Here is an 18,786-nt window from a genome sequence, read left to right as displayed (position 1 = left end):
AAATTATACTACAAAATTTAATTCATTAGCGTTATAATATTCATAGAGTATTTCTGCATTCAATATGGACTTTTTATAAGGCCTATTGATAGTTGCATAATATGATATATTTTGAGAAATCAGGCTTTAGGAAGCAGGCACTTTATTCCTTTTAACCGTGGTTCATATTGATCATGTACCTATACTCGTTTCAATCAGACTAGGAGTGATAATCAATGAAAGCGGCAAGATGGCACAATCAAAAAGACATTCGAATCGAAAACATTGATGAACCTAAAGCAGAACCGGGTAAAGTCAAAATTAAAGTCAAATGGTGCGGGATTTGCGGAAGCGACCTTCATGAATATTTGGGAGGCCCGATCTTTATTCCGGTCGGCAAACCTCATCCGTTAACAAACGAAATGGCGCCCGTCACGATGGGTCACGAATTCTCAGGAGAAGTCGTTGAAGTGGGCGAAGGCGTCAAAAATTACAGCGTCGGCGACCGTGTCGTCGTGGAACCGATTTTTGCCACACACGGACATCAGGGAGCCTATAACCTTGATGAACAAATGGGATTCTTAGGCTTAGCTGGAGGCGGCGGCGGATTTTCTGAATATGTATCCGTTGACGAAGAATTGCTGTTTAAGCTTCCTGAAGAGCTTTCTTACGAACAGGGCGCGCTTGTTGAGCCGTCAGCGGTAGCGCTTTACGCCGTCCGCCAAAGCAAATTAAAAGCGGGCGACAAGGCGGCGGTTTTTGGCTGCGGACCGATCGGGCTGCTTGTGATTGAAGCCCTGAAAGCGGCCGGCGCCACAGATATTTACGCGGTTGAACTTTCACCGGAACGTCAGGAAAAAGCGAAAGAACTCGGCGCTATCATCATTGATCCGTCAAAAACGGACGATGTCGTTGAAGAAATCGCTAAACGCACAAACGGCGGCGTTGATGTTTCTTATGAAGTAACAGGCGTTCCTGTCGTTCTCCGCCAGGCGATCCAGTCAACAAACATTGCCGGTGAAACGGTTATCGTCAGCATCTGGGAAAAAGGAGCGGAAATTCATCCGAACGATATCGTCATCAAAGAACGGACCGTAAAAGGCATTATCGGATACCGCGACATCTTCCCTTCCGTTCTTGCATTGATGAAAGAGGGCTACTTCTCAGCAGATAAGCTCGTCACGAAAAAAATCGTGCTCGACGATCTGATTGAAGAAGGCTTCGGCGCTTTAATCAAAGAGAAAAACCAAGTGAAAATCTTAGTCAAACCGAACTAAACCGTTCAGCTGAATATCAGACACATCCGAAAAAGAGCCGTTCCGGCTCTTTTTTTCATCTCATCGTCTTTCCTTCCTTTTCCTTTTAAAAATGATCCCCTCTGCGCAAACTATTTTTTACCCTGTCCCGTCTATCCTTAGGCAACAGCCTATGATACGTATTTTAAAAAAAGGAGCCCTTTGAAGCAATGAAGAACGAAACAGCCAAAGCGTCGCTTGTGACGTGCATAACTGAGCGCAAGGAAGACTTTTACCGGCTGGCGTACAGTTACGTAAAGAACAAGGATGACGCGTTAGATATTGTTCAAGAATCAATTCAAAAAGCGCTGACATCGGTCGAATCCGTCAAAAACCCCGATGTGATCAAAAGCTGGTTTTATAAAATTTTAGTGCGCACGGCCATTGATTTTCTCCGCAAACAGAAAAAACTGAAAGTGATGGATGATGAAACGATCGAGTTTTTAAGCCGAGGAAAGGAAGATCACTACAAGGACACAGACCTTCACGAAGCGCTTGATGACCTGCCGCATCAATATAAAACCATTATCATTCTGCGTTTCTTTGAAGACCTGAAATTAGAAGAAATCGCGGACATCACGGGGGAAAACATCAACACCGTCAAAACACGCCTTTACAGGGGGCTGAAGCTCATGCGCATTCAGCTGACGAAGGAGGATCTTTCTTAATGGAAAAGAGATTAGAACAATTAAGAGAAGAGTATAAAAGTGTGCCCATTCCTAAGGAACTGGACAGCATTGTCGAAAAAGCCCTTCAGCAGAAACCGAAGAAAAAACGAATCGTGATGTGGCCGACATCCGCGGCAGTCGCTGCGGCCGTCTTATTTACCGCCGTTGTCAATATCAACCCGGATGCCGCACAAGCCATGTCTAAAATCCCCGTCATCGGCAAAGTCGTCCAAGCCATCACATTCACGGAGATGAAGGAAGAAAAGAACCAATCAAGCATTGATGTGAAAACGCCTGCTCTGTCCGGCCTTTCCGATCATAAACTCGAAGACAGCATCAACCGGCATTATATGAAAGAAAGCAAAGAGCTGTATCAGGAATTTATGAAGGCGACCTCAAAAAGCAAAAAAGGCCACCTCAGTATTTACAGCGATTATGAAACCGTTACTGACACAGCGGATTTGATCTCAATCCGCCGTGATATCGAAAAAACGCAAGCTTCCTCTTATACGCAAAGCCGTTACATCACGATTGATAAAAAGAATGAGGCCGTGCTTACGTTAAAGAGCTTATTTAAAGATGACCGTTATATTAAAGTCATCAGCGAAAATATTAAAGAACAAATGAAAAAACAGATGAAAGAAGATCCGAATAAAATATACTGGGTCGAAGATAATGATATGTCGGAGCCTTTTAAAGCCATCCGCGCCGACCAGAATTTTTATATTACAGATAAGCACAAACTTGTCATCTCATTTGATGAATACGAAGCGGCACCCGGATATATGGGCGTTACAGAGTTTACAATACCGACCTCCGTCATCTCCAAGCTGCTTGTCGGAGACCGCTACATCAGATAAAGAAAGAAAAAAATCCATGATATCCGCAGATCATGGATTTTTTCTTTCGTCCCGCAACAGCCAAGATGCACAAGGGACCCTTTTCATATATCAGACGCCGGACGGGGGCTGAAAAGTTTAAGAAAATCACAGCATTTCATTCATTTTTTCTGAAACAAAATCCCCTTCCGAATGCGTCTAATTAACGGAACAAATGGAAGACTGTACAGAAATCTGCCATAGCCATCCGCAAAACAGCGAGAATTTCCGCACACATTATTGGAGGAATACCATGTCAGACAAGTCACTGCATCACCGCTATATTCCCGGACTGGATGGACTTCGCGCCTTTGCCGTCCTCGCAGTTATCGCATATCATCTGAATTTTAACTGGGCCGACGGCGGTTTCATTGGTGTTGATGTCTTTTTTGTTTTATCGGGGTATTTAATTACATCTATTATATTGCCTGCCCAAGGCAATGCCATCACCCTTGATTTGCGTGATTTTTGGGTGCGCCGGATCAGGCGGCTTCTGCCGGCGGCTTATCTCATGATTATCACGACGGTCATTTGGGTCGTATTGTTTAACAGCGAGCTCCTGCATACCGTACGCGGGGATGCGGTCTCCTCACTTTTTTACATAAGCAATTGGTGGTTTATCTTTCATCAGCTTTCTTATTTCGACAGCTTCGGCTCCCCTTCGCCATTAAAAAACCTTTGGTCGCTGGCGATTGAAGAACAGTTTTATATCATATGGCCCTTCCTGCTGCTTGCGGGAATGTACATATGTAAAACACGGGCCCGGCTTGCGGCCGCGGTCATGTTCCTCGCGTTATGTTCGGCAGTCGTAATGAGTATGATGTATGTGCCCGGCGGAGATCCGAGCCGCGTTTATTACGGGACGGATACCCGCTCATTTGAATTGCTGATCGGCTGCGCTTTAGCTTTAGTGTGGCCGATGAAACGATTATCTTCCAAACGGCTGCCGAGCAGCATGAAACACCTGCTTCACGGGACGGAGCTTGCCGCTTTTGCCGCGCTGCTGCTTTGCGTCTTTTACACGGATGAATATGAACCCTTCCTGTACAAGGGCGGCATGCTTTTGATCAGCATCACCGCAGCGGTTCTTGTCGCATGTTTATGCCATCCGAGCAGCTTTTTGGGACATGTTCTTTCATGGAAGCCGCTTCGCTGGATCGGAACGAGATCATACGGAATCTATCTTTGGCATTACCCGGTTATCGTACTGAGCACACCCGTGCAGGAAATCGGAAATCCGGTTTATTGGCACTGCGCCGTCAGAATCGGCGCCACTTTCATTCTTGCCGAGCTATCTTACCATTTCATTGAACAGCCGATCCGCACTGCGGGCTTCCAGCCATTTTTACGCCGCGTGTTTCTGAACCGCTTTTTGGAATGGAAGACGTCCTCTGTCATCAGCAGAATGTCGCTCGGCCTCATTCTTGCCGCCATTCTCGTATTTGCGGGCGGGCTGTCAGGAATAGCCGAAGAGAAAAAACAGCCGCAATGGACGTACGCGCAAAATGATCAGCAAGAAACCGCCGCCTCTTCGCACAAGACGGCCGATCACGATCAACCGGCAAAAGAAGATGACAGCAAGAAAAAACACGGCGGCGAAAAAACGGATACCGCGTCAGACAAAAACAAGAAAGAACCAACAGACAAATCAAATACAAAGAAAAACGAAGAGAAAAAGGAACAGTCATCTCAAAAAACGGCTGATCCAAAACAAACACAGCCTCAGCAAGACGTGCTGGCCATCGGTGACTCGGTGATGCTGGACATTGCGTCATACCTGCGGCAGTCCCTCCCTCATGTCACCATCGACGGAAAGGTAGGAAGACAAGTCTCTCAAGCACTCCAGCTCACTTCGGAATATGCGTCATTTAATCAGCCGAACAAAGCGGTCATCATCGAGTTAGGGACGAACGGCTATTTCACAAACAGCCAAATTGAATCACTGATCAGCTCCTTTTCAAAAGCCGATATCTATCTTGTCAACACACGTGTGCCGCGGCAGTGGGAAAGCAAAGTAAACGAATCATTGCGCCGGCAGGCCGAGTCACGGAAAAATGTGACGCTTGTCGATTGGCACGCAAAAGCATTGCAGCACCCTGAATACTTCACACCGGACGGCGTCCATCTCATACCTGAGGGGTCTAAAGCGCTGACATCCCTCATCGTTCAAACAATGAAATCATGACAAAAAAAAGAGGCCCCAAAAAGGCCTCTTTTTCGTATATCGTCAGGCAAGCTTCTGTCCGCAATTCGGGCAAAAATTCGCGCCTTCCGTTTTCGTTCCGCAGTTCGGACAAAATTTCGGCTTAGCCGCTCCTTCCGAGCCGTTCGCCGGTGCCGTCCCCTGATTCTGCTGACTTTGATTTTGCTGCGGCTGGTTCTGCTGATTTTGGTTCATTTGGTTCATCATTTGATTTGCCGCATTCATTCCCATCATCATGCCCGCCATGTCTGAGGCGGCGCCGCTTCCGCTCATTTTGCCGGATGACATTCCGTCCGTCATGGAAATCTGCTGATAGCGGTTCACATCGCCCACCATGCCGTAAGAAGCGTTTTTCGTAATCATATCCTGAACTTCCTGCGGATAATTAAAGCTCATAATATTGAAGCCCGTAATCGACATGCCGTCTCCGATCAGCTGCATATCAAGATCTTCTTGAATCCCTTTTCCGATTTCAAAGGAATTCGACTGCAGATTGAACATGTCTTTTCCTTCTCTGGTGATCCATTTCATCAAAAGCTGATCGAGAATAGACGTAATCCGGATTTTAATGTCCTCCACTAAATAGCTGTCTTTGACACCCGCAATCTTATCAATCAATCCGATGTAGTCAATGACCTTGAAGTTAAATGTGCCGTTTGCGCGGATCGGCATACCGCCCGGCATACCTGCCGCCGGAATGTTGATGGCGTTTTTTGTGCCCCACTTCACGGTGAACTCCTTCGTATTCACAAACAGCACTTCAGCCCGCATGCCGCTGTTAAAGCCAAACTTAAACCCTTTTAGTGTAGATAGAAACGGAATGATTTCTGATTCGATATCATAATCGCCGTCATCACGGAAAATCCCTTCAATCTTCCCGTTGTATAAAAAGATGGCATCCTGTCCCGGCCGGATGATCAGACGGCTGCCTTTTTTAATTTCACGGTTGTTCCATTTATAGAAAACCATGTCATCTCTGAATTCTTCCCATTCCACCACATTTGCTAACTGATTTCTGAAAAAACCCATGTATGCTCAAATCCTTTACATATAATTTAAAAACTTCCCTTGCTTCCGCTGTAACTCGTGCCGCCCCTCGTGACTCCGCCGTCATTGTCATTATCTTTATCAGGCTTTTTTTCTCTTGTAACGTCGGTTCGGATATATGTGTCGTGCTGGCTCAGCACTTCAGACGTATCGTGATCCATATACGTGCTGCCGGTGACGGTGACCTTGCCGCCGGAATTGTACACCATCACAGTGACGGCGATTCCGGCCGCGGCTGCGGCAATAATGAGCTGAAACCACCATGTGAGCAGCAGATTGTCAGACTTGTCGTCCGGGCTTTTCCCCATATCTTTATAAGCCATCTTGATGTAGGTCTGAAACGCCTTTTCATAATGGCCTGCGGAAATATCTGACGAGATCGTATTTCTGATCGTATTCAGCCGGCTGTTATTCAAATACGTCTCCGCCTTTTTATATCCGGAGATAAATACTTCCCGCTTTTTCATATCAATGGTCAAAATCGCCGTGCTTCCGCTAAAATGACTGTCATAAAAATCACCGGCGTACTGCTCGATGTCCTTACCGCCCGTTCCGTTTGCGGTAAGAATGATAAAATCGGTATGGCGCTTTGCCCCGAGCTTCCCGGCCAATTCCTCAAGTTTCTTCGTTTCATCCTTCGTTAATAAATGAGCATTGTCATAAACATATTGCTTCTGTTCCGCGGCAGACGCCGATGTATGTAAAGAAAAAGACATCATCAGAAAAAGGACGAAACAGAAGAGACACGCTTTTTTTATCGATACTTTCATCAAAAACCGCCTCCTATCATAAGTGAGACGAGTCTTAATGCTAAAAACGCACCGGCGGTTATGCCGCCGAACCACGCGGCCACTTTTCCGGCACTGATCGGCGGTTTGCCGACAACCTTGCCCGTCTGCCCGTTCATCGCAAAAATGTGCTCAGCCCGCTCATAGTCGTAGCTGACCATCCAGACCGGAAGCAGTACGTAAAAGCTGCTGATTTTATCGGTCTGAATCTGCTCATCCGTAATGTCAGCCGTCGTATATCCGGAGAAGGTGGATCTGATATAAGAATCAATATAATGGCTGATTTTATCCTTCGCCCGCGGAAAGAGATCGTCATCGGTATAATTGTACTTTTCCGCAATATATCCCGCTAAATAGGCCGTATTAAACTCCTTCAGCTCACTGTATGAGTAAGGCTCCAATTTGTCCATTAATTCATCATTCATTTTTTCTGAAGCGTCGACCGGAATTTTGAGATAATCAAGATTGATATCGCGGTACGCGTTGTAATACTCGGTCTCCGTCACCCGGTATTCTCCATCTTCATAGTGATGCACTCTCGTACAAACGGCATTGACCTGAACCTTGCTGTTTAAGTCAAACATCCAAAACGGCACGTACATGCCGGTTATGCTCTTCACCCGATCGGCAGTCATAAACCCTTTCGGTGTCAGACGGCCGTTTCGGCACCACTTTTTAAAAGCGCTCATGGCTTCTTCCTTGCTGATCGTAAAAGGGATCACCATCGAAGGCGCGAGATTTCCCGATAATCGGTCGGCGAGAACGGCGGCTCCTCCGCAAAACCCGCACGTCGTGGCCGTCGTTTCCGCCTCAGTCATTAATACCGCGCCGCAATTTTCACAGCGGTACTCGTTCGCCTCATTTTCGGAAAATCTCGTCGTTATATACTCCTTTGGCAGGCTTTCAATCTGATCCTGCCGCCCGCAGCTGTGACATGTCAGCATGCCGGATGAACTGTCAAAGACCATATCATCGCCGCAGTTCGGGCATTTATAAGAAATGATCATTCTGTTTCTCTCACTTTCTCTTTATATCGGACAAAGCTGCAGCCCGCTGTCTATTGATCTTTACTGAAAAGCATTTTCTGCTTAAGCGCCGCCAATTCATCATCGACACTGCTTTGATTGCTGTCATATTTAGCCGTCAGATCGTCAATATCGTCTTTCGGAGACGCGTTCAGCTCAGCCATCGCATTGGCATGATCAAGCGCTTGGTTGACCTTGTCTTCCATTCTGCCGAAAGCTGTCATCGATTGGCCCGCATTTGACACAGAGGACCCCAATTTGTTCATTCTCTCCTGCGTTTTTGCCACAGACCACTTCGCTTTGATGGCATTTCTTCGCGACTCAAGCTCTCCGATATCAGCGACAAGCTTGTCATGCATTTTGCGCATTTGAGACGCGTTGGAAGAAGCGAGCTGATAAGCCGTCTGCAGCTCGGTCAGTCTTGATTCAACAGCCGCTTTCCTTTCCAAAAATGTCCGCGCATCAGCTTCATTGCCGGCCTGCAATGCTTTCATCGCATAATTTTCCATCTTTTCGGCATCAGCCTGGCATTCTGTTAACGCTCTTTTCGCCCGCTGTTCCTCAGCCATGACAGAAGCCGTCTCCGCTTTCACTTTTCCTAAATCACTGTTCAGATTCCGCAAATATTGATCAACCATTTTTTCAGGGTTTTCAGCTTTATCCAGCAGCGCATTGATATTGCTTGACATGATGTCTTTAAATCTTCCTAAAATACTCATTTTTCATTTTCCTCCCAAAATTAAATAGTAACAAGTTCACAGTTATCTATACTGTTTTTTTCAAAAAAAGTTTCATTTTCTCTTTAATTTATGTATTTTTATATGAAAATAGTCTCATTCAGCCCATTTGTGCCGGCGGAAATTCTTTATGACCAGATACAGTGAGAACAAAAAATAAACAAACAGCCCGATCATCAACCCGCTCATTAACGGATAATGTTTCGCAGCATACACAAAGAAATCAAGCTGCGAAATCTGTTCAGGACTTGTAATCGTATCCGTCCCATTCAAAAGCTTTGAAAATTTCGCCGTATCATTCCAATCAAACGAATCAGAAACAAGCTCACTCCCCTGATACCAATTCACAGCGGCGAGACATAAAAAACAAAAAACAGAAAACGCGCATTGCACAATAAGAAAAACATGTTTCATGAAAAACATTCCTCCGCGGTTCAATATCATGGGCCGTCACACTATACATGACGGCAGCAGCAGAAACTTGGTTTTACTCAGAACTGATAAAAACGTGATTGTATGTACTTCACATCGGTTCAATTTACTGGATGCTTTTCTAAAGTATACCGTATATCGAAAAGGGTTTCAGACCTAAATAAAGAGGATGCTTCCCGAAGTCCGATGACTTTCAAGAAGCATCCTCGATATTTTACAGAGTCACTCCAACCTCTTTTAAGCTCGGCAAAGCATCAATCGCACCGATTTTAGTGCACACGAGCGCCCCCACCTTATTGGCAAATGAGACAATATCACGCAGCTTCGCAAAATCTTCGGCTGCCGTCTGAATCTCATCCGTGCGCGCCAGCTGATACAGCGCCGCGCCGACAAACGCATCTCCCGCTCCCGTTGAGTCTATTGATGTCACCGGAATGCTCGGAATGATGTCAATATCCTTCCCATTTGAAAGAAGGGTACCGCTTTTCCCGAGTGTCACCGCAACAATGCCGGCCCCGAGCTCATGAAGAACCGCAACACCTTCTTTATGATCCTTCGCACCGCTGATGATCTCAAGCTCTTCGTCACTGACTTTCACAAAATCACTTACGGCAACGGCTTTTTTTGCGGTGTTTATAAACTCTGAAACTCTTCCTTTCCATAAATCCTCACGGTAGTTAGGATCGAAGGAAATAAACTGTCCATTGTCTTTCGCAATCGACATCAGCCGTAAATAGGCTGAGCAAAACGGATCAGATAACAATGCCGTCGCTGACCCGAAATGAAGGATTTTGGCATCGTTTACCTTTTCCAGATCAATATCATCCAGCGTGAACAAAGCGTCCGCTCCTCTGTTAAACACAAAGTCGCGCTCCCCATTTTGTTTTAATGAAACAAACGCAAGCGTTGTAGGCGCTTTCTCATCCATGACGAGCATAGAGGTATCGACATGTGCGGCGTCCAATGTCTGCTTCAGAAAATACCCGAACGGATCTTTGCCTGTTTTTCCGCTGAAAGCCGCGTCTCCGCCCAGCTTAGCAATGGCTGCCGACACATTCGCCGGTGCGCCACCGGCACTTTTTAAGAAATTACGCCCTTCCGTCAAATCAACATCCACATCGGTACAAAAGAAATCAATTAACAATTCTCCAATACAAATAACAGATTGGCTTCCCACATTATCACACTCATTTATCAATTCTCGATTATAGTTTCAGTATAGTGCTTTCTGTCATAAATACAACCGTTTACATAGAATATTTTAAATTTTACGTATACTTATCTGGCAGCCCTTTGTTCCAGATCAGACATCATCTGCTGATATTTTTTTTCAGTTAAAGGATAAAAAGAAATAAGAATAATAGACAGCAGAATGAACAATCCCGGGATGAGCGCATTCATATTTTTAATCGCATTCAATGACGAGGCCGTCTGATCGGTATTCGCGGCATATCCGGCGATTCCGAGATAAACGGCCGAAAATGACCCGGCTAACGCAACTCCGAGCTTATTGATGAAACTCATGCTCGAAATCACCACGCCATCAGCCCGGACTCCGGTTTTCCATTCCGCATAATCGACACAATCGGCAACCATTCCCCAAGCAAGCGTATTTAAAGGCGTCGTAAAAAATCCCGAAACGAAAAGCCAAAAGAAAATAAGCGGCAGCGAAGAATACGATGTAAACTGAAGGCCCGCATAAGAAATCAGCGATAGCGCCGCCGTGATGATCATAACCTGCTTCCGGCCCCGCTTCTCAGAAAAGAAAGGAATAAACAGATTGCTGATCAGCGCTGCGCCGAAAAACAACACGGTTCCTAAAAATACAAATTCCTTATGGCTGACGTTATACGTAAAATAGTACACCATCGTGCTGAGCTTAATGTTAAACCCAATCGCAAACGCCAAAAATGCAGAAACCAAAATGAGCAAAGGCTTGTTTCGGAACAAAACGGACAACGTTTTTTTCATTCCTTGTTTTTTTCTTTTTTCAGGCTGAATCCGTTCCCGCACAGTAAAGAAACTGAACAGATTCAACGCGATGCTCACCGCCGCATAGATAAGCGCCGTCATCTGAAATCCGAACGCCTGATCTTTCCCGCCGATGGCGTCCGCAAGCGGTGTCGCACAGGAAATCGATAACAGAATTCCGATATAAACCAAAATCATCCGGGTCGTCGTCAGAACCGTCCGTTCCTCCACGGAATTCGTCATCCGACCCGTTAAGCTGTTGACCGGAATCGTCTGCATGCTGAAGGACATCCCAAGCAGAATATAAGTGATGTACGCATAAACCATGTTCCCCGTCTCGCCGAAATGAGGGGTCGTAAAGCATAAAAACGTAAATAGCGCAAAAGGAAACGCCACCCACAAAAGATACGGCCTTGCCTTTCCCCACTTTGTATTCGTCTTGTCTAGAATCACGCCCATAATCGGGTCAAAAATAGCGTCCAGCACCCTTACGATAAGAAACAAAGCTGCGATGACCGCAGGCTTAATGCCGCCGACGTCTGTATAGTAGAATAATAAGTATGCGTTTACAAACTGAAAGATAATATTGTACGACATATCGCCGAATCCGTAGCCGATCCGTTCCATCCAGGACAGGCCGCGATGTTTCGTCTTTACTGCCGCTGCTTTTTCTGTTTCAATCATCATTTCCCACCCCAAGAATCCGTTTTCATTTTTGATAAGCAAGAGGGAGAATGCAAAGATCCTCCCCGTTCACTCAGCGATTTGGATACACCATCACTTTTAAGCATTCATTTTTGTATTGAAAGGCCCGTTCCATCGCCTCTTGCGTCTGCTCCAGCGGATATTGGTCCGTTACAAGATGCTTCGTGTCCACAATGCCGGAAGCGAGAAATTCAATTCCCTTCGGATACGTATTCGCATAACGGAAGATTCCGTATATATCAATCTCGTTATCTGCAATAAACGGCACATTGAGCGGGATCTCGTTCTGAGAAGGCAAACCGACAATCGCCAGTTTTCCGCCCCGGCGCACGGAAGCCAGTGCGGATTGCAATGCCGCCGGATTCCCCGCTGTTTCCCAGGCAGCATCAACGCCTCTGCCATTCGTGATCGTTTTGATTTCTTCACCGGCATCCTGTTCCCGGACATTGATGACATGCGTCGCGCCCATTTTTTTCGCGGCATCTAACCGCAGCGGCTCCAAGTCGGTCACAATGATTGTGCCTGCCCCGTATGCTTTCGCGGCCGCAACGGCCATCAGCCCCACAGGGCCCATTCCCATGATCGCAACCGTAGAACCGGGCTGGAGCTTCGTTCTCGCGGCCGCATGAATGCCGACAGAAAACGGTTCAATCAAAGCCGCATCTTCATAGGATAGTGAATCCGGAATTGAAAAAACAAAGTCCTGACGCATTTTAATATATTGGACAAACGCGCCGTCAACCGGCGGTGTCGCTAAAAACTGTACATCCGGACAAAGATTATAACGCCCTTCCTTGCACGCCTCACAGCGTCCGCACGTGACACCGGGTTCGACAGCGACCCGGTCTCCTATTTTAAATTGATCGACTGACGATCCGACGGCGGCTATTTCTCCCGCGCATTCATGACCGAGGATAAATGGTTTTTCCACTACATAATTGCCTATTCTGCCATTTGTATAGTAATGCAGATCAGATCCGCAAATTCCGACAGCCATCACCTTAATCAACACTTCATCATGATTGATGTCAGGCACGGGCAATGTTTCGATTTTGATTTCTCTCGTGTTGTGCATAACCGCCGCTTTCATATTTTGAGGCACTGTGTGAGTCATTTGGCAAAATCCTTTCTCTGCTTTGAAATGTAAGTGCATACATTTTTGTTTTCTCTATTACTGCCCCTATTTTATCTGCTTTTCCATACGTACAACAGCCTTTCCTGCTGTATAAAAGGACAGCCGCACTGTACTTTTTATTTTTTCATATACAAAAAACACTGAATTGATAAAATAGTACTAATAGGAGGTGCAGGCTAATGGCTGAACTTGAAAACCGGACACATTTTGCAGAACTGCTGGCACCTGCCGTCAAATCGCTGAAACTTCATCCTGATTATAAAGTCAGAAGGAAAAAGAACGAAAAAACAGGACAGTCTTATATAGATCAAATCGCACTCCGATTAGGCGTTTCCTCTAACACGATCAAAAGCTGGATCGGACAGATGGGCGGAAACTACATTCCCGGACGAATTGACGACGGAAAGCTGTTCGGCATGATCTGGATCATTATAGAAAAGACTGATATGGATTCTGAATGGCTGACCGATCTTCTGGAAACCACCACCATACCCGTCATCAAACCCGCATTGCCCGTTTGGACGGCGTCTTGTCTAAAAAAAGCAAAAATACTCCGGAAAGACGGATCATTCGGAGCGCCGAGTGATGAAGATGTTGAAAAAGCAGTAAAGCGGCTGTTTCATGACAGACCCGGCCACGAAACGAATGCGCTTACAAGAAAGTCCGTCACGCATAACTTACCGTCACGCCGGACGGGGAACTTTATCGGCCGCTGCTTTGATATAGAGGCGATTCGACAATGGATGCTGTCTCCGTCACCGGTCTGTTTAATCACAGGCTGGGCCGGCATGGGAAAAACAACGCTCGCTCTTGAAGCAGCCTACCTTTGTGCCGGCGGTTCACCAGATTGGCCGGCATTCAACAGCATCATCTGGATCAGCGCGGACTGGAAAGGATTGAGCTTCAGCGATTTTTTAAACACGATCGCCTATCAGCTCGGACGCACCGAACAAATCGATAAATCAATCAACGAAAAACGGTTCGTCGTCCGCAATGCATTAGCCGCTCATTCAAATGAAAAACCAGTATTGCTGATCGTTGACAGCATTGATACAGCGGAACGTCACATTCACGAATTTATCATCGGCCTTCCGCAAGGCGTAAAGGTCCTCCTTACGGCACGGAAAAACGTAAAACAAACATACCGGGACGGCCTCGGAGAACTGGCGGCCATCCAGCTGAGCGGCCTTGAACAAACGGATGCCCTTGATTTTTTTCATCAAGAAGTGCACCGCTGTCTGCAAACATGCAACCTCCCGCAAAAACGGGAAAAGCTGGAGCAGCTGCTGCGGCTATCGCCTGCCCTTAAGAATGAATTCATCTCGGCAGCCGCCGGCAACCCGAAGGCCATGGCACTCAGCGTCGCTTACATGTCAGACGACGATATCCCCGCTCCCCAGCTCATACAAGAACTTAAACAAGCGGGCTACTCATTATTGGAATTGTTTGAGGTTCTCTTTGGCCGCACATGGGACAGATGTCATGAAGACACACGAAAACTATGGCAGACGCTTTGCTTTTTCGCTAAGCCCCTTGATGAGAAAAGCTTGGCTCAAGCAGCCGGATTAGACGTCCGGCGGTTTCATTACGCGATTGAGCAAATGCGGTCATATGCTTTAATACAGCCGGAACGAGGCGAAGGAAGAATTCAATACGCAGCCCATCAAACCGTTGTCGCTTACGGAGAACAGCACTTATCCGAAAATCACGAATTTGCAAAAGAAGCCCGCAGCCGCTGGGCGCATTATTATATTGATTATGCGGAAACCCATTTAAAACGGGAACGGCCCAATTCTGTCTATTGGAGCTATCTGTTGGGACGGAATTTAGAGCAAATGAAAAAGGAATGGCCGAACATCCTAAAGGTCATCGAATGGTCGGGCGAAACCGGACAACATGACATCCTGATTAAACTCATCATCCGCATCAGCCATTTTCTAAGCAGAATCAACCTGCCCCTGCGAATCGAATACGGATTAAAAGCCGCCGATGCCGCCCGTCAATCAGGCGAACACACGCGGGAAGCTTACTTTCGGATCGACACGGCAGGCTGGGCGCTGATGGAAGTCAACGATTCAGACGGAGCTCTCAGGCAAATAGAAGCCGGCCTGAAGATACTCGAACAATCAGGCGCGCCGGATCACGACGACTTGAAAGTATGGGGAACCGCCCTGCAATCGAGGCTGCTGTTAAAAATCGGAGAACCGGACAAAGCGGCAGCAATGCTGGACGGCATCAAAGATCAGCCCGTCTCGCCCATTATCCGGCACAGGGTTCTTCTGGTCCGCGGCGACCTGAGTTTCGCCCGCTCTCACTACGAAGAAGCCATCACATTATACGAAGCGGCAAACACAACCAGCGCCGCATACGGCGGCGAAAAAACGATAGAAGCCTATTTCAACCTCGGCATGGCTTACGTGAAGTGTGATCAGCTCGCAAAAGCGGAAAAAGCCTTTGAACAAATGCTATATGACAAACATAACGCCAATCAAGTTGAACTCATCTACTATTATTACGGAATGGCACAGCTGTTGTATCGTAAAGGAGAGAAAACGAATGCAAAGGAAGCTAATCAGAAGGCGATTCGTTTGATTGATTCGTGGGAGCCTGGGATTGGGATTCGGGGTGAGGTTGAGAGATTGGAAAAGGTGATTAAAGAAAACAACTAGTACACATAGTAGTTCTGTCATCAACCTTATGATGTTTCTTTATAATAAACAGAATAGGCCAACTCAAGATTCGCAGTAGTTGGCCTATATAGACTTTATCTCAGCTCGCCATCCAAAGGTACAATGACTTCATCTAACGTCTTTCTCCACTGACGCTTCAACTCTGGTCCGTATTTCAAAGGTTTTGCATCTGGATGTACGGCTTTGTACCGATCAAATTGCTTGCTATTGATGATTCCCCCGATATTCGGAATAGGAGCTGCCCCTATCACATATTGAACTGCAGATAAATGCAGTTCATCTTCTTCCACAAACCAAGTATTTGCAAATTCATGAATTGCTTTGTCTCGTGCTTTCGTGAAAAAGCTTCGTTTCACGACAAGAATATCTTCCTCTTCATCTACGTTTTTCGTATCAATGGCATTTAACATCTCACGGTATACATCTTTAACAATGTCTGATTTCTCCAGTTTTTGAAGTGCGCTTTCGATCTCATCACGGATATTCTGGTTATTGGCCGAGTATGTTTCTAATAGTCGATCAATATACGTTGAATCAATATCATAGATCTTCACTGCGTTTTCTCCGTAGAATTCAATGTCCGAAAAGTCCAGCTCCGGGCCATCTTGACCCTCTTCATCTATAAGTGAACCTTTAATCGTGTTATAGATACCAATATATTCTTCTAGTGTTTTCACCTGTTCTGGAAGTGCTGCTGATTTCTCCATATCATCGTTGTAGTCATTATATGTAACTAACGCTTCGTAAGAATTGTTTAGCTCTTGAAATGCTTTCACGAACTCAATTCGGGTTTCAAGAGATGTGTGCTCATCAATATCGATTGGATTGGGAATTAACGTAGTTAGCGCTTTGTGGGCCTTCTTAAAACGTTTCTTCGATTCATCATACGTTGGATAAACAAGACTAGATTCCTCTTGTGCATGAGAATATAACTTCGTCGCATTCTTTACGTTTTGTTCCATTGTGAAAGGTTTACGGAATGTTACAATTAACCCTTTGGTCTTTCCTGGATACGTACGATTGGTTCTGGAAAAGGCTTGAATCAAATTGGCATAACTTAAATTTCGATCGACAAATAACGTTTGAATCGTTTTTGAATCGAAACCTGTCAATAACCGATCGACTACAATGACTAGGTCAATTTGTTTCCCAAATTCTTTGAATTCCCCTTTTTTACGAGCCAAGCGATTGTTAATATCTCCGTTATATCGTTCAATATCTTCTAGCGACCATGCCGTGTGATAGTAATCGTTATAATCCTTGATGATCTCCTTCATTTCATCGTGAATTTGTTTGGAATCTTCCTCGTTTTCTTGCATTGAATACGTAATCGCAATCCGGGGAAAGTCAGGATCTTCAATTGTACGCCCTGTTCGGATCGGGTGTCCCGCAAACTCTTTTGTCAGCCAATTTGTATCTTTCGTCATTTCTTTAATGGCCTGATAGTAACGTTTCGCCATATCAATGGAACTCGTTGTTAAAATAGCTGATTTTTGCGGGCGGCCGTTTTGAAAATCAAATTTAATATAGGCATTATCCGGCCTAAAAATCTTATGAATGACTTTTTGAATATGTTCATCATTCTCGAACGAAGATGGTTCAAGATATGCTTCTTTTTCGATTCCATCCATTTGATCAATCATATCGTTGATTTCATCATCACTACAATTGGCGTATTTTTCTTGATGACGCAGCTGTACGAAAATATGATTATTTAATGAAGTGGGGTCAATTGTATCTTCATGCTCTACTTGAAACCCTAAAACAGCACCATCATCCAATGCATTTTTAATGGTATAAGAGTGCAAAACGTCTCCATATTGATCACGAGTGGTACGAGCTAATCGACCTTTAGCCTGTTTTTTATTTTCATTAAATATCGGAGTCCCTGTAAATCCGAACCAAGTTGAATTTGGAAAGAACCCCTTAATGACTTCCATGCCTTCTGCACTCATCGCACGATGGCATTCATCCACGACAAAGACAATATGCTGCCCCAGCAGTTTCTTAAAGCGCTGAGTACCTTTTTGCTCCTCTTGCCTTTGGGCATAGCGCAAGGCAGCTTCTAGCTTTTGACGAGTGGTAATAATCACTGTATTGGAATTGGCATCAGACAGTAGAGTATCACTTAACTCCTTCGCACTTCCAGTTCCGACAATCAAGCTATTCGATATTGCATCACCAGAAGAAATGCCGGTATTATACTCGGAAGCAAATTTGGTGAATTCTGTCGTCGTTTGATTATCTAAGTCTTTTCGGTCAATCAGCATAATCGTACGGTCTACACCTGATTTGCGAGCCAATAACTTGGTAGACACAAAACTTGTCAACGTTTTTCCTGATCCGGTCGCATGCCAAACAAAGCCGGATTGATGCCTCATGGCGGATGTAAACAAGGCTTCTATGGCATGAATTTGATACGGCTTTAACACCACTAGAGCTTTGTTGTCTTGGTCTTCACTCACAATTGTATAATTGGCAATTAAACGGTGTGCATCTGGAATGTTTAACACTTGTTTCACAAACTCATAGAGATTTTCTACTTTTCGATTATCCGTTGTCCGCCAGCTAAAGATCAATTTCTTATGCATATCTTTTGGCAGCGCATTGGCAAAATAGCGAGTCGTTTGTTCGTTGGAAATGACAAATAACTGCAGGGTGGAAAAGATATTGTTTCGAAACATTCCTTCTTCTGCGTATTTCTTGATTTGATGATAAGCTTGAAATACGCCGTCTTTTGCACTTGCCTGCTTTAATTCAATTTGAACAATGGGCAATCCATTAATGAGAAGTGTCACGTCAAATCGCCGATCTCGACCGTCAACGTTTGCTTTTTGTTTCGCTATCTGGTGAACGACTTCGTATGTAGAAATTCCTCCGCCAATGTCTTGATTGGAATACAGCACCAGAGACATCGAACCTAAAGAGACATCTTCACGTTCAATCGTAATTCGAGCAATTCCATTTTCCCCTTTGAGCCATTTTGCAGCATCAAAGGGTGTCTGTGATTTTGATAATAACTCTGTCTTTATCTTGTCAAATTCTTTATCAGTCATTGGATGTTCCCCAATTTCTGATAAGTTATTTTGCGTAATCTTTTGCCGCAAGTTCTCCCACAGGTCTTCTTCCGATTTTAAATCAGGACGATAATTCCACTGATTATACCCTTCGCCTAACACTTCAATCAGGCGGCGCTCTACCTCTGTTTCATCTTTATGTTGGATCGTTGCCAT

Annotated in this window: 14 protein-coding genes; 5 read left to right on the top strand and 9 right to left on the bottom strand. The window is 45.3% G+C overall.

Translation table 11 applies throughout. The features are described 5' to 3' along the window. The first annotated feature begins 215 nt into the window (after positions 1-215). From D5S11_RS12860 to D5S11_RS12845, 4 genes are all read left to right on the top strand, one after another. On the top strand, positions 216-1,256 hold the full coding sequence (locus D5S11_RS12860) for a 2,3-butanediol dehydrogenase (protein ID WP_007408876.1): 1,041 nt from the start codon (positions 216-218) through the stop codon (positions 1,254-1,256). A 188-nt stretch (positions 1,257-1,444) separates the two neighbouring features. After that, positions 1,445-1,942, top strand: coding sequence for an RNA polymerase sigma factor SigV (locus D5S11_RS12855; protein ID WP_003155802.1), 498 nt, complete (start codon positions 1,445-1,447; stop codon positions 1,940-1,942). Continuing rightward, entirely contained in the window at positions 1,942-2,802 is an 861-nt protein-coding gene (gene rsiV, locus D5S11_RS12850) for an anti-sigma-V factor RsiV (RefSeq protein ID WP_015416955.1), read from the top strand. The genes D5S11_RS12855 and rsiV overlap by 1 nt, the downstream gene beginning before the upstream one ends. A gap of 271 nt (positions 2,803-3,073) precedes the next feature. Then, positions 3,074-5,005 (top strand): acyltransferase family protein, encoded by a 1,932-nt coding sequence (locus D5S11_RS12845; RefSeq protein ID WP_108725138.1) that lies wholly within the window; start codon positions 3,074-3,076, stop codon positions 5,003-5,005. Positions 5,006-5,047: 42 nt separating this feature from the next. On the opposite strand, the gene D5S11_RS12840 is transcribed toward D5S11_RS12845, so the two are convergent. From D5S11_RS12840 to gutB, 8 genes are all read right to left on the bottom strand, one after another. Beyond that, positions 5,048-6,052 carry an SPFH domain-containing protein gene (locus D5S11_RS12840; RefSeq protein ID WP_020955434.1) on the bottom strand — a complete coding sequence of 335 codons (1,005 nt, stop codon included), beginning with the start codon at positions 6,050-6,052 and terminating at the stop codon, positions 5,048-5,050. Positions 6,053-6,078: 26 nt separating this feature from the next. Continuing rightward, complete coding sequence (locus tag D5S11_RS12835) at positions 6,079-6,840, bottom strand: TPM domain-containing protein (RefSeq protein WP_007408872.1); 762 nt, start codon at positions 6,838-6,840, stop codon at positions 6,079-6,081. Further along, positions 6,840-7,865: a TFIIB-type zinc ribbon-containing protein gene (locus D5S11_RS12830; protein WP_007408871.1), complete on the bottom strand. Its 1,026-nt coding sequence runs from the start codon at positions 7,863-7,865 to the stop codon at positions 6,840-6,842. The genes D5S11_RS12835 and D5S11_RS12830 overlap by 1 nt, the downstream gene beginning before the upstream one ends. A gap of 50 nt (positions 7,866-7,915) precedes the next feature. Next, the gene (locus D5S11_RS12825; RefSeq protein ID WP_007408870.1) at positions 7,916-8,602 is read right to left on the bottom strand and encodes a PspA/IM30 family protein; all 687 of its coding nucleotides are present in this window, start codon (positions 8,600-8,602) and stop codon (positions 7,916-7,918) included. Between the two features lie 114 nt (positions 8,603-8,716). Further along, positions 8,717-9,034 carry a YjdJ family protein gene (locus tag D5S11_RS12820; protein WP_007408869.1) on the bottom strand — a complete coding sequence of 106 codons (318 nt, stop codon included), beginning with the start codon at positions 9,032-9,034 and terminating at the stop codon, positions 8,717-8,719. A gap of 232 nt (positions 9,035-9,266) precedes the next feature. Beyond that, entirely contained in the window at positions 9,267-10,229 is a 963-nt protein-coding gene (locus D5S11_RS12815; RefSeq protein ID WP_020955430.1) for a carbohydrate kinase family protein, read from the bottom strand. 101 nt (positions 10,230-10,330) lie between these two features. After that, positions 10,331-11,707 (bottom strand): MFS transporter, encoded by a 1,377-nt coding sequence (locus D5S11_RS12810; protein ID WP_108725305.1) that lies wholly within the window; start codon positions 11,705-11,707, stop codon positions 10,331-10,333. A 73-nt stretch (positions 11,708-11,780) separates the two neighbouring features. After that, complete coding sequence (gene gutB, locus D5S11_RS12805) at positions 11,781-12,842, bottom strand: sorbitol dehydrogenase (RefSeq protein WP_039062720.1); 1,062 nt, start codon at positions 12,840-12,842, stop codon at positions 11,781-11,783. A gap of 200 nt (positions 12,843-13,042) precedes the next feature. Between gutB and D5S11_RS12800 the strand changes: the two genes are divergently transcribed. Then, a complete protein-coding gene (locus tag D5S11_RS12800) occupies positions 13,043-15,532 on the top strand; it encodes an NB-ARC domain-containing protein (RefSeq protein ID WP_108725139.1) in 2,490 nt (829 codons plus the stop codon). 95 nt (positions 15,533-15,627) lie between these two features. On the opposite strand, the gene D5S11_RS12795 is transcribed toward D5S11_RS12800, so the two are convergent. Further along, positions 15,628-18,786, bottom strand: coding sequence for a type I restriction endonuclease subunit R (locus tag D5S11_RS12795; RefSeq protein ID WP_108725140.1), 3,159 nt, complete (start codon positions 18,784-18,786; stop codon positions 15,628-15,630).

Origin of the sequence: Bacillus sp. L75 (genome assembly GCF_003676355.1) — a bacterium.
In the GTDB taxonomy this organism is placed as follows: domain Bacteria; phylum Bacillota; class Bacilli; order Bacillales; family Bacillaceae; genus Bacillus; species Bacillus velezensis.
The sequence above is the reverse complement of the archived record's forward strand: the minus strand, read 5'-3'. Positions and strand labels throughout refer to the sequence as shown.